Source organism: Hydrococcus rivularis NIES-593, from assembly GCF_001904635.1.
GTDB lineage: Bacteria > Cyanobacteriota > Cyanobacteriia > Cyanobacteriales > Microcystaceae > Hydrococcus > Hydrococcus rivularis.
This window is the reverse complement of the sequence record NZ_MRCB01000001.1, coordinates 63,169-76,908: the sequence shown is the minus strand read 5'-3', so window position 1 is coordinate 76,908 and position 13,740 is coordinate 63,169. Positions and strand designations below refer to the sequence as shown.

The window sequence follows — 13,740 nt, the reverse complement described above, 5'->3', positions numbered from 1 at the left end:
ATTATGGCACTAGGTTCAATAAGGCTTTATTAGGAATAAACTAAGTAATATTTCTATAAACAAGTATTTTTAAATACTAGTAAATTGTTAGTCTAAATTAGAAATTTGTTGAATAGATTACTGATAAAGAGAAAGTAAAATTAAATTTAACGGGTATTTTAGTGCCAAAAAGTGAAAATTTATATTTAATTTTATAAGTTTAATTGTTCATATATGACAATTCAAGCTAAACATTTTGACACTAGATTAAATCAATGGATTCATACAGATGGTAATACAAATAATCCAGATTCGCTGTTAAAGGAAGAACTTAATAATACTCTATTAGAACATTTCTTTCATGGGATAAACTTTTCGTTCGGGCATATGGACGAAAAGTCTACTGTGGAACAATTAACTAATCATCCTAAAGGTCATAAATTATTATTATCGTCAAAAACTCGGTTATTATATGGCCCCGAAGAATGCCTAGATACAATTAGGCAATTATGCCCTGATAACAAAGATAGAGGTGCTTACGGGTCTATTTTTCTTGGTTCATGTAGAAATGCTGTCAATAAAGAGTTAAACATCCTAATAGTTGATGATAATAATGGTGAAAATGGCGACATTATCAGTAATGACCAAGCATATCGGCTAACAGGAGACTGTTACGGACAAATATCAAAAGAACTGTATCACGAATTAACCAAGCATCAAAAAGGTGATAAATATCGAGTAATTCAGCACCGCTTCGGTTGGACTGATCGAGACGGAGATGATAACAAATACCGCTTTGGTAAAGGTACACTACGCCCTGCTAACCTTGAGCAAATCCTGAATTATCAAGACCCTAATAACTCAACTAAAATTGACCTCATTCTTCCCTTATCTGCGTTCAAGGGAACTGATAAAGATAATCCTAATGGCCCGACTAAGCCTCAAATTCAACCTGGATTGTACCGACAAAATATCTGGCTAGGTGAAAAATCACAATCTGAACTCGGCAAGACAGCTATATCGCAGTTACTCGCTTCATTCCCTAACGGACTGAAAGACTTTACTGAACAGCTAGAACTTGAAGCCAAAAAGCTTAAAGAAGCACAGGATGATCCTCGGCAACTTGCACAACTTTACTGCGAAAAATACGAGAAACGGAAAGCCTTTCTTGAAGAACAAGCAGCAGAAGATCCAACAGTAGCAGAAGAGTTAGAAACTTTGCGCGATAGCGAAGCGCTGCTGCGAAGCGCAGATCGCATTGCTACTGACTCGTTTATTTACAAACTCATCAAAGCTGACCTGCAAGGAGAGGGGCAACTTCTCGAAACTGAGAAAGTACAGCGCGAACTCGCCCGGTTCGTCCAAAACGAGTGGAAAGAAATCGCCATCGGCAAGACGCTCACATTTGAGCGAGCAATGGTCATTCCCTCCAAAGACTTGCAAAATGGGGAAATTTCCATACCGCATTATCAAGATGACGAAGAAGTTCTCAACTTCCGCTCCCCTTTCCTCAACTCAAATGGTCTGTGCGTCTCAACTAACAAAATTGTAGAAGATATCCTTGGGCCTGATGGTCAACCTCTCGTTGGTGCGATCGCTGTCTCGGACGAAACAAGCGATCGCATTTACAACCGTCTTAATGAGCAAATTAAATCTATCCTGCCAGAAGCTCAAGGAAAAAATCTTCGATTAGAAGGTATTGAAAATTACTTAGACCAAAATATTAGTAAGCTGGAAACTCAAGATAAAATCGAGTTTACTAACAAATTTAATCAGTATATTTTAGAACTAAAATCAGCTGGTTATGAATTAGAAATTCTTCCTCAAGAGTCCGAACAAGAGCGTCAAGCACGCGATTACGATGGTGATTGTATCGGCTTCGAGCGGGCAAGCAAGTATCCCAACCTAACCATCGAAGCAAAAGAGCGCAACCTTCCTGAAAACGCCTACGCTCCAACTGTCAAACTTAAAAAACAATCTTTTTACCAAAAAGATGGCAGTCAGCCAGAATTTGAGGAAATCGCCATCCACATGAGCGATGGCATTAGTGTGGGTGTTATCAACAATCACCTTACCGCAATTGAGGCGTTAGAGTCAGAAATTACGATTCTGAAAAGCTTTGGTAGCGAGAAAGACCAAATTGAATACGTACAGCAGGTAGCCAAACACTACGAAGATTTATTCAAAACAGAAGCCTGGGCAAAATCCAAGGGTATTGAAGGGAAGGAAATTCCAAGCAAGTATCGCAGTTACATGGAAGAGTTCATCAAAACTGTTGGGCAAGAACCCACCAATACACTAGTGGCGATGAACATTAATACCCAAATGTACCGTGAAATGATTGCCGAGGCAGCATTTCAAAATCAAATTGCAGTTGACCTTTTCAAAAGTGCCAAAAAACCTGAAATTGAAATTATTCGCAGCAATAGTCGGATTCTTCACCGTGAAGTCAACTATATTAAGGATAAGAAGAAAGATGTTTATATTGACAATATAATTCAACCGACGGGATATTCACCTGTTGAGTTACTAATTGCTCAAACCAATCAGTATTTTAAAAAAGCTCGTCTCGAATCGCGTGAGATCGTTCAATTTCAAGCTTTATTTAAAGGGGTTGAATTTTCTCACGAACAGCGATTAAGAGCTACGCTCATCAAAAAAGAATTCGACAAATCATTCAACCGAGCGAGTGAGCTATCTAAACAAAAAGAAACTGAAAAAGGGTCGTCCGCAAATATTACTCTTGCTAATGGTAATCAATTAAGTATAACTAATATTATACAGTATGATAATGAATTTATCTGGAAAGCTAATACAATTACGATAAAACTATCAGAAATATCCGAAGATAAACGCAACAATAACCGTCCGCATAAATATTTAGTTTATGCTCAAATTAACGATGAAACTGAGAATGGTAAACCCAAGTTTAGAAAATTAGGAACACTGGCGAGGGAGCAAGAAAATAAACTCGAAGAGATAGGAATTACGCTTGGACAAGAAATAAAATCTAACAAAATATCATTCCAGCCTGAACTAAGCGAAGGTCAAATTAAACTTCTTTACCAAAGAGCTTACCAGATAGCAGAGGGCTTTTATAATTCGATTCCAGACGACCAAAAGCTGGCAATGGCAGCTGCCACCTGGGCGGTATCAACTACTCGTGAGAATAGTAATGATAAAAGTAGCGATCGCCAAAATAAAGTTTCTAATTTCGCCTTTGCTGCCTTTCCTCAAGAGATTATCAGTCAGTTAGATACACTCAAGTTTACCGAGTTTAGTATCACTGGATTTGACCGGAATAGTGAGTTTTTTAATAAAAATCAACCTCAGAGTATTCGATTTAATCTAGCTGAAGATGGAAAAAGTGTAATTGAAATCCAGAATCAAGAGGGTAGTTACAAAACATTTGGAAATATTGAACAAAGTAATGCCCGGCTACCAATTGGTACTATTGCTATTGGCAGTGTTGAAAGAGGTGAAGTATATACCACCTCTGTTACAACCAAAGTACCCGGATTACCAGAACTCACTTTCAAAGTAGGCGAAGTTAATAAGTTTGGAAATTCCCAAAGGTTTAATAATGAACCTGTAATGTTAACAATCGAAAAGGTTGACCTGATTCGGGAAGACTATACTATTTATCTTCAAAATGGGAATAAACCTGAAAAACTAGGCAATATTGATAAAGAATCAATCAAAGAAGGTATTGTTCAAGGCTGGCTAGCAGAAAAGCCTGGGAATGGGCAACAGTTACATCTTAAAATTCAAACTATCATCACTGGACAAAATGCCTATGCTATAGCAGAGACATCTCAGAATAATCTGTTACGAATTAATATTACGAATCCAAAGTACAAAAAACAGGAAATTAACAACCAAGTATTTCAAGAAACTTTAGTTAGGGCATTTGATAAAAAGCACGTTTATATTGCTAAAATTGGTGACCAATCACTCGGTATTATTGGTCAGCATAATGAACGTCTCGAAGCTGATTTAAATAAAGGGAATGTACAAAAACAGTGGCAAAGGAAAGAAACTAGCACTGTACAAAAATTAATTGATACGGGTATTATTCGCCCAAACCAACAACGAACCACTATCCCTGTACAGATTACCAGTAATGAAAGTACGTGTAAAATAACTATTGATCCAGAAACAGTACAGTATCCTGACAAATGGGTTAAACGCAGCCAGCTTATAAGTAATGAAAAGACTGTCATAACCGAGCAGCAGGAAAAACGCAACCAAATACTCGGTAAAATTAACGAACGCCCTACAATCATGTTTCAAGATAAAGAACAAAAATTAGTCGGGCTTTTAGGATTAGCAGTTGATGAAAATATAACCGAAAAAACCAAAAAGTATCTCGAAAAAATAGGAGTATCATACGAACAGCTTCCTATATCACAAGCTCGGTTAGAAGCCAAAAAAGGAATGACCGTATTCGTACTTGATGAAACTACTATCAGTAGCGAATTAAGACAAACCTTTATTAACCGTGCTGGTGGTCATATCAAAAGTGCAGACACACCGTCACAACCGACTCCAATCATTCCCCAACAAACTGTATATTTTTATAATCCAAATCAACAATATACTTCCCCCGATGGAACGCAGACAGAAACTAAAGAAGCTTTTGGATTAGTAGTTCCTGCACAAGACGCAATCTTTGTAGCCACTTGGTTAGAATCAAAATCTACTGAAAACGATTATTTTATTGAGAGTAACACAGCTACATTTATTTTTAATAAAAATGAAATTAGTGAGGAAATTAAGAAAGAATTTAATAGTTTACTTGGAGAACCTATTAATATTGGTGAAGTTGATGGTTTTGACCGCTACGAACAGCTTATTACAGAGTTAAATGAAAAAGTTACAACTGAAGGTAGTCTTTTAAAATTAAACCATATTCCAGAAAATAGTGATTACCAAAAAGCTCTAAAAGCACTTCCCAACCGTCCAAAAGAACTCAATCAAGAAGATTATCCAGTACCAATTGTTCCTGCTAAAGCTTTATCTGAAAAGAATACAACTAATATTCAATTAAATACTAACGCCACATTTGCAGGAATTTCACAAGTCTATCAAAACGCAGTTGAGATACAAGTATTAACGGATACACAACCAGAAGCTAAGAATCAACCAATATTACTACCCAACTCGCGTCAAGCCGATCCAACTAAAGCTATCGAAATATTGGGTAAGGTAAGCGAGGAAAAAGTAGAACAATTGCGATCGCATCTTGAAACCCACCTCAAACCCATACTTGAAAATGACAAATCTAACTATGCACCACTGAGACAAGTCGCATGGGTCGGTGCAAAATGGGATTTGAAGGATAAAGATTTCAAGCCAGGGGTACAGGACGACAAGCTAATGGAACTTGTCAAACAAGTATATCCCGACGCTGATATTGTGCTGGTAACTTATTCCGAGAACCCCGGCGCTGGCATTAACTACCACCGCGATGACTCCTACGCCGCGACGGAGGCCCGCAGCATCAATATCGGAAATTCTGACTGGGGCTATCGCGCTGCTAAGGAACGAATGGCATGGACTAGGGAAGAGAATCAGGACGCACCATACCAAGAGTTTAAACTTGAGTCAGGTACAGTAACCCGCTTTAACTGCAAGAACGAACACGCTGCACTGAATACTGAGGCTGGCAGATGGTCTATCAACATCTGGTCAATTAAAAATGATCTGGGCAGAGAAAACAGCGTTCGCCAGAAATTTGAGAACTTCCTCGCTTCAAACCAACCTCCGCGTGCGGTAGTCCAAAGCAACAACGACCTGACCATTAAAGCTAACGAATGGACACCAGGGGGAGAAATAAAAGTAGAGCGCAGTTATACCAGCCTCAGAGAAGTCACCCAAAACATACCCTCACACCCTTCAAACCAACCAACTGTCGAAGAAATTATCGCCATTGGCAATTCCACTGCGGCACGCGCTGCTAATCCTCAGATTCCAGACAACCCAACTATATCTGGCAAACCAGTACCGATGGTTTATTCGCTGCATCTGCACGGCGAAGCTGCCACAGTACCAGTTGATACAACCATCGATGCTATGCGCGGACACGGTAGGATACATACTACCAGAGGTGTAGACTACCAAAAAACTTATGGGATCAAAGAGGGAGATATTGCGATCGCCCAAGGTAAAAACGGCGAGCAAGTTGCGTTTCGGGTGGGTAAACAATACAAAATTACCACCCAAATGATTCAAGACCCAAGTTACCAGCAAGCCTGGGCGAGATGGGAGAAGCATTCACCAAAAGAACTTACCCAAACTCAAGCGAGTAAGAGTCAAGTATATGGCTTATTCATGGAGCCACTAGGAGATTATGTCAATGGCAAAATTGTTCCGTTCCCAAGCATCCAAAAACAGCCTGCAACTCCAGTAAATATCAGCCCCGACTCTAAAGACGGGCTGGGAGTAGCACTAAGTCTTGCCACTGTACTCGCCAAAGAACAAGGCAACCTGCAAAACGATTACCAAGTTTCAGTCAATAATAATCCAGAAGCCCCCGCCGGGCAGTATGGAGTAGAAACCCATGTCCAAAAACCTCAAGGGGTAGCATACGCATCCGCCGAACACGCATTTAATCATCAAAAGCAGTTGTATCCATCAGTTGATGAATACCAGCTAATGGTAGAAGTGCTTCAGGCTAAACTCGAACAACATCCCCGGCTAACTGAGGCGATCGCCAAACGCGGGGGAGTCAATTGGTTAGAGAACTGTACAAGCATTACTAATGCCCAGGATCAACAGTGGCAGGGTAAGGGTAAAGAATCGGCATTTATTCAAGCCCTTAGCAAAGCGTATATATATGTAGTTGCAAAAACACAACAAACTACAGTACAAACCCAGCAGGACAAGTCCCAACAGACTGCTCTGCGGCCTACAAATCCACTGTCCCAACTCGAACCTATAAACGCCGCCGTCGCTGAACACATGAAAAAAGACATTGCGATGGCCCAAATAGCTACCCAGTTTATCGGTAAATCAGCTGCACCCCCTGGTACACCTTCAAGCACACGAAATTACGAACAAGTATGGGGGGAACGCGCCAACACAGGAAATTACTCAAAAGAAGACATCATTATGGTGTCCGGATCTGGCCCGTGGCGTGGAGTAACAAGTGAGCAAATTGCCCAAACATTTGAAAATCACTATAAACCCTTACTTGATAAAGCAATAGCAGCGAAAAGCTCTTTTATAGTTGGAAACGCACAAGGAACTGACCAATTAGTTCAAAATTATCTTCAAGAAAAAGGGTACAAAGTAGAACAAACTTCCCAAGGATATGCTGTATTTAATCATATAGAAAACACCAAAATTAGTAGTAATTCTATTTCTGCTAATACACAAGTATCAGATAACTCATTAATTGCTAAAAACAAAAGCATTTTTTCATCACAACAAAGCCAACAACCAAATATTAACCAAGCACTCGCATCACTTGCTCAATCCAATATGCAGCTGGTTGGAGCGATGGATAGCATTATCGAGCGCATGAAAGCTAATACAGTGCAAAATCTCCAAGACTGGTATATAGCAGCTGAAAAACTCGGTCAATCAGACACATATCTCAATAGAATTCAAGAGATAACTAATTTATATATTCAAGAAAATATTAGTCTTGAGAATGCTTTTAAGGCAATGGAACAAGATATTAAAGAATTAGAAAAAGTTAATGAGATGACCAGTCTTGCTCAACGTGTAGTTAAGACAATTGGACAAGAAGATATTAATGGCATTATGTCAGTCCAAACAGAAAAATATCAGATTGCTACTCACACTCAAAACCAAACTTATCTAGTTAAAGATAAAAAGGATAATATCTTGTTATATGTCAAACAAGGAAAAACTCAAGTAAGTAACATCAGTGATGAAACATTACAAGATTTTAAAGTTATGAGCGATCGCATCAATAATGCACTCAAAGATGTCAAAAAAGATTTAGTAGAAAGGTAATTTTACTATGAAAGAACTAATCGATTTTCCAGTAGAAGGTTTAACTCCAGCAATGCAAGCTTGTCTCCTTAGAGAATTGATTGCACAGCTTAATATACCTGATGAAAAATTTGCAGAATATGCAAAAAATCCTCCAACTGCTGAGGAACGACAAGAGGCTGTGTTAAAGTTAAATTCAGAAATAAATAGAATCAGTGAAATAGCACAAGAAGAAGTAAAGTTAAGCTCCACAGAAATTGAAACTGTCAATTTTGTTAATCCAGTTAGTCCAGAGTCATCTTTACAACCCGAAGTAAGCCAGTCTAAAGACAATACAATTGAACCAGATATTCTAAAAAACTTTACAGATAAAAATGACGACAATAACGGCAACCTCGTAGAAGAAGATCAACACGATCAAGTACAATCTATTATCGCTAATTTCCAAATTCAACAATTTGTTATTCCTGTAATTTTAGACCGCTTAAATATATTTGGAAAACCAGACAAAGAGACAGAAAGTATCATTTATAAAAGTGAGACATATACTGCAAGTCTAAAATTAGAAGAAGATTCACAAATTCTTAGCCTTGATAGAAATTCGCCTGATTCAGAAGCAAGTCAAGAAGCACTTCTAGCATCTCGTAATAATAGCTCAGAGAATTACTCTATCATCATCAATAACCTTACCCATAATGAATTTGAACGGTTTAAGGCTCTGTTCGATGAGCAACAAGCACGCTGCGAACAGAACCAACAACAATTCAAAAACCAGGATGCTGTTCAAGAGACAGATTAAATTAAATCAACCCAAAACACACACCATACGAAAAAGCTATAAACCCCAAAACTAGCTTGTTATTAAAACTCAAGGGAGTTTTGGGGCAAATAACAACCGCAACAGAAAAATAGTAAAAAGACGCAGTAAAGTCAAACAAACTTGTCGGGTTAACAGGTAATCTGCCTAACCCGACCAAACATAGCATTCCTATTAAAGACCAAACAATAATATTTTCTATCCATCCTAAAAGTTGATTTAAATTCATAAAAAATCGTTTATTACTCCCTAAGTTTGATAAATACTATTAAAACTAAAACTGATCAATAAAATTGCCTAGTAAATAGATTGCTTAATGAAAACTACACAAACCATCCAATCACTTTGTAAATTTTTTAAAATTAAAAATAAAGTTTTTAAATAAGCTGATTAATTTATAGTAACTGTAAAGATTAAGAAACAGTAAAAACTAGGTGCTATAAGTATTATTATCAGGGATAATACTAAACCAAACAGTATGTAATATGAAACCTATTAATGTTGTCATCATTGAAAATGAGAACATATCTAGGGTTGGTGCGGCGACGATATTATCTGAAACTGGTAAAATCCAGGTATGTGGCCTTGCGAAATCCGGAAAAGAAGGAATAGAAATTGTTGACCAACAAAAGCCAGATATCGTGGTGATAAATATTGATTTACCTGATATCAATGGCACTGATCTCATAAGTTTAATTAAATGTAAGCACACGTCAATTAAAATAGTTGTTATGACTGCAAATAGCAGTCGAGATACCATTAACGCAGCAATTAGTAATGGCGCAGACTGCTACTACTGTAAAAATAACGCCAGAGAAGAAGTAGGAGAAAGATTCATTGAAGCAGTAATGGCTGCATACAATAACGAATCATGGATTGACCCAACTATTAATCGCATTTTGATTGATAATCTTAGGTCAAATGACACAGCCGATAGAAATTCACTAGATTTGTTAAGTGGTTTCTCTAATAAAGAAATTACAGTTCTCAAATTAGCAGCTGGTGGCATGAAAAATAATGAAATTGCTAATGTCATGTATGTTTCCGAAGGTACAGTCAGGTCATATTTACATAATTCATTTATCAAGTTAGGAGTCAAAGATAGATTAAACGCTATCCGGGAAGCTATCCGCCTGGGAATCCTCAGCTTTGCAGATATGAAAATCGAAGAAGAAGTTACTCAAGCAACCCACACCAAAGTCAAAACCAACCAAAATAGTCAAAAGGATACAGCTAAAACAAGTAATAAGGGATACAAAGGCTGGGTTGCCTAGAAAATTAATCAACTGCAATTATGCAGCCACCTGAATACTTCTTCTGCTGACGGCAAGTTTTAATGATGGCAGCGTTTCTAACATAAATACTACGTGCTACCTTACCTTCATTGGATTTAGCCCAATCGAGAAGCTTTTTATCTTCAGGTTGTAAAATAGCAGTTCCTGAAACCGCCTGCTGAAAAGTTACACTTTCAGCAATAGTTTTGTATGTAAAAACACCAATTGCAGATCCCAAAGCCAGTACAAAACCCAACACTCCCGCTACTTGTGCCAATCGCCAATTACTTACGCCCAAGAGAGGCAATGCCCCACCAGCTTGCTTAGTCATCTTAATTAAATCCTTAGCGGCTTGGGCGATCGCACTTTTTTGTTGTTGTATTGCCACCTTAGAAGCACTATTTAACTTATCATCCACCATGTCAGTCCAACCCACGACAAGCGAGTCAAGCCTACCAGGTAGCTGCTGCAACGCAAATTGGGTTGTACCTAGTTCGGCATATAGGTTAAACAAGGGGTCATCAGGTCGAACACCTAATTTAAGTATCCAATCAGTGACCTCTGCTTTCTTTTCTTCAGAATATTCTGCAATAACTTTTTCAACAACTTTTGCAATATTGGTCATAGGTTGTTTAAACAGTTAATTTAAAACCTCACTGTCAATTTTGGTAAAGTACTTACCATTCTTCAGATTCAATATCTTCATTTACATCAAAATTGGAAGAATTTTGTTGATTTGCACCTACAGAAGCTAGTTCTGTACAGTTCTTACTTAGCCCTAAATAATTAGAAGCAATAACATTAGAAACAATAGAATTCTTAAAACTCTCTATCCAGTTGAATACTATAGAACGCTGAATAGTATTAAGAGGGGAGTCAGTTTCAATAAGTTGAGCATAGGATAAACCAGTATCCTCAAGCAACTGGTAAAAGTCGTTATGCAACCCGCCCAAAACTAGCTCCAAGCCATTTAATTTTTTAATATCAGCTTGGAATTTACTACCTTCATAGTATCGAAATTGCTTGCCAAAGTAATAATTTTTGATAACAACATAGTCAACTTGACTACCAAAATGCTGGTATAAATCCTCAAGATAATCTTCAACACAGTCTTTACGATGTGATATCGGGTGCAAGAAAGTAACGCGATATCCGAGATGGTTAAGATTTCCTATCAGTGAAACATCTTTATCAAAAAACTTGAACTCCTGATGGTTTTGACCTGGCATATCTGTCAAAATTACATCAATATTTGGAAATATTTCTAAGTCTAGTAATAATCTATCCGAATCACCCCTAGACAATCCCAAATGGTTTATTTCAAAACCTTTTGTTTTATACATCGATAGCTTGTTACGATAACCGTGGTAGAAAACACGCGCATTGCAATTACTTTTCAAGTACAATTCCAGCAAGAGCCTAGAAACTGTGGACTTACCCACACGAGCATCACCCGATGTAATTACAAAACGCTTTTTAAACATAATCAACCAAGCAAACTATTCAATTAAGCAGCTATATCTTGAGATGGTAAATTTGCATCTTGGTTTTTAGCTTTTTCTTTTTCTTCGTTTTCTCTAAGCTCTTTAGACTTTTCCACAACTGCTGGATAGTAACAGTCATCTGGTTGTATATCAAAACCCAATAAATTAAATGCTGGCTTAATTTGCGCTTCAAACTCAGCAAGCCAAGATTTAATTCTTGACTTAATTACAATATTTGTTTCTTTATGAGTCTGTCCTTCATTAAAGGTTAAAGCATGGCGGTCAAGAAAGTCATAAGACTTGTAGAATAAATCTGGCATTACAAGTTCTATTAGACCTTCTGCAAGCATATTCTGACGTAGGGAAGAGTCATTATATCGCTCAAACTTTTCTTCTTCACCATGAAACAGATTTTTGACAACAGTATAATCTACTTGGTCTTTACAAAGTTCACGAAGTTTTTCTAAAACATTGATAGAGTCAAGAACTCTACTAATCACTGAAACCATTGTCACTCGACAATTAATTTCAGTTTTCAGAACTTCAAAAAATGCAAGCTCTTTGACATAACTTTCAAAGAAACCTCCAGATTGCGCAGGTAAGTCTAATAATGTGATAGGACAATCACTCTCATCTAGATTAATTAATAAATCGTCAGCACCACCTCTATGAAAAATATCAATATAACGTATTATAGGGCGGTAATCTTTTTGAAAATATCTTTCTATTTGGGGATTTCTCAAGTCAGCTTCATAAGCAACACAGGGTAAATGTTTATTAATGTAAAGTTGAAATATTGCTCGTGCAAAGGTACTTTTACCCACGCCACCTTTATCACCTGTTATAATTATCAGTCGCTTTTGAGGCTTATCATTAGTATTGGAGGAAGTATTGTTTGACATGGCTGGTTGTTCTTTATTTTTTCTGGTCATAATATTATTTACAAAGTAACTAAACTTTGTTGTGTTAGATTAATGTCAATCTAAAATTTTAATTTGTAAACAAAAATCAATAAATTAATGAAATAAAAAAATCAGCAACTATATTGCTCAAGAAAATTTTCCTAATTTATTTTGAATAAACTACTTTGAGTATGCAACCTCTCGCTCAAAAAGCCAAGCAACAAAATTCCACATTAAACCAACATTTGTTGTTATGTAAATTAGTCATAAATTTTATGTCGTTTAAAGTAATTTAACTTTCAAAAAGGGCATTATGATATTTTGATTGGAAATAATCTATGAGTGAAGTACGAGCTGATTACGATGGTGCTTGGAAGGAAGGTGTAGAACAATATTTTGAAGCGTTGATGTCGCCTTAGTCTTCAATTTCCCATTGTCAAGCTACTGGACTATGAATCTCGTTGGTCAGAATTAGAACAAAGTGATAGTCCTTTTGCCGTTCTGGTGATGGCGCATCTGCGGACACAAGCGACAACTCAAGATTTAGCAGGCCGATTGCAGTGGAAGTTGAGCTTAATTAAACGAATGTATGAGTTAGGCTATAGTAGAGATAAAATCCAGCAAATCTTCCAGTTGCTAGATAGATTAATGACTCTACCACCGGAGTTAGACTTAAATTTCAAAGCAGAATTGGAGCGTTTTGAGGCTGAACAAAAAATGACATACATGACAAGCATAGAACGCATAGGTATAGCAGAAGCTACCCAGAAATATATTGCTCAAATCCTAACAATTCGATTTAAAGATGTTTCTACTGAATTAGTAGAAAAATTAAATAAATTATATGATATTGAGTTATTGAATCAATTGTTAAAAAAAGCAGTAACTACAGGTTCAATATCTGAGTTTGAGCAACAATTAAGTCAGGAAGATACAGATACATAGTGTTAAATTTGTACGGAACGCTGACCGTATAGTCATAAATTCTAACTACCAGCTAACTTTTTTTGCTTTCAAATACAAATTAATTCCCCAATCAAATCCGCTGCCCGCTCTCCATATTTTTGTTGAATAGTATCCCTGTACGGCAAGCAATCTTCACTTAAAAAATCACGAATAAATAGAGAAAAATCAAATCCTCTTTTCGAGTCCACGTATTCTGCTAATTCAATATTAAACAGTGATTTAAATTCATCCTCTCTTTGTTTGAGTGCTGAATATTTAGTTAAATTGTTGGCTTGGAAGATTGGTTCAACTGCTTGATTAAACAGTTTTTCCATTAAGATATCTTTCATAGCTCCTTCTATATTTTTGTACCA

Annotated in this window: 9 protein-coding genes; 4 read left to right on the top strand and 5 right to left on the bottom strand. The window is 37.0% G+C overall.

What is annotated here, in order from left to right; genetic code table 11:
• Positions 1-213 precede the first annotated feature (213 nt).
• A complete protein-coding gene (locus NIES593_RS00310) occupies positions 214-7,965 on the top strand; it encodes a hypothetical protein (protein WP_073597692.1) in 7,752 nt (2,583 codons plus the stop codon).
• Positions 7,966-7,972: 7 nt separating this feature from the next.
• Positions 7,973-8,743, top strand: coding sequence for a hypothetical protein (locus NIES593_RS00305; RefSeq protein ID WP_073597691.1), 771 nt, complete (start codon positions 7,973-7,975; stop codon positions 8,741-8,743).
• 1 nt (position 8,744) lies between these two features.
• Here the strand turns inward: NIES593_RS00305 and NIES593_RS00300 are convergent, their stop codons facing one another.
• Complete coding sequence (locus tag NIES593_RS00300) at positions 8,745-8,990, bottom strand: hypothetical protein (protein ID WP_073597690.1); 246 nt, start codon at positions 8,988-8,990, stop codon at positions 8,745-8,747.
• 256 nt (positions 8,991-9,246) lie between these two features.
• Between NIES593_RS00300 and NIES593_RS00295 the strand changes: the two genes are divergently transcribed.
• Positions 9,247-10,035, top strand: a complete 789-nt coding sequence (locus tag NIES593_RS00295) for a response regulator (RefSeq protein ID WP_073597689.1) — start codon at positions 9,247-9,249, stop codon at positions 10,033-10,035.
• A gap of 4 nt (positions 10,036-10,039) precedes the next feature.
• Here NIES593_RS00295 and NIES593_RS00290 read toward each other — a convergent pair whose 3' ends face one another.
• The 3 genes from NIES593_RS00290 to NIES593_RS00280 are packed head-to-tail and all read right to left on the bottom strand — an operon-like array spanning position 10,040 to position 12,451.
• Complete coding sequence (locus NIES593_RS00290; protein WP_017307626.1) at positions 10,040-10,660, bottom strand: DUF6753 family protein; 621 nt, start codon at positions 10,658-10,660, stop codon at positions 10,040-10,042.
• 52 nt (positions 10,661-10,712) lie between these two features.
• Positions 10,713-11,519, bottom strand: a complete 807-nt coding sequence (locus tag NIES593_RS00285) for a hypothetical protein (RefSeq protein WP_017307627.1) — start codon at positions 11,517-11,519, stop codon at positions 10,713-10,715.
• Between the two features lie 23 nt (positions 11,520-11,542).
• Positions 11,543-12,451: a P-loop NTPase family protein gene (locus NIES593_RS00280; RefSeq protein ID WP_073597688.1), complete on the bottom strand. Its 909-nt coding sequence runs from the start codon at positions 12,449-12,451 to the stop codon at positions 11,543-11,545.
• A 477-nt stretch (positions 12,452-12,928) separates the two neighbouring features.
• Here NIES593_RS00280 and NIES593_RS00275 point away from each other — a divergent pair, with 477 nt between their 5' ends.
• A complete protein-coding gene (locus NIES593_RS00275; protein ID WP_217651763.1) occupies positions 12,929-13,366 on the top strand; it encodes a hypothetical protein in 438 nt (145 codons plus the stop codon).
• Positions 13,367-13,434: 68 nt separating this feature from the next.
• On the opposite strand, the gene NIES593_RS00270 is transcribed toward NIES593_RS00275, so the two are convergent.
• Entirely contained in the window at positions 13,435-13,716 is a 282-nt protein-coding gene (locus NIES593_RS00270) for a hypothetical protein (protein WP_073597687.1), read from the bottom strand.
• Positions 13,717-13,740 lie beyond the last annotated feature (24 nt).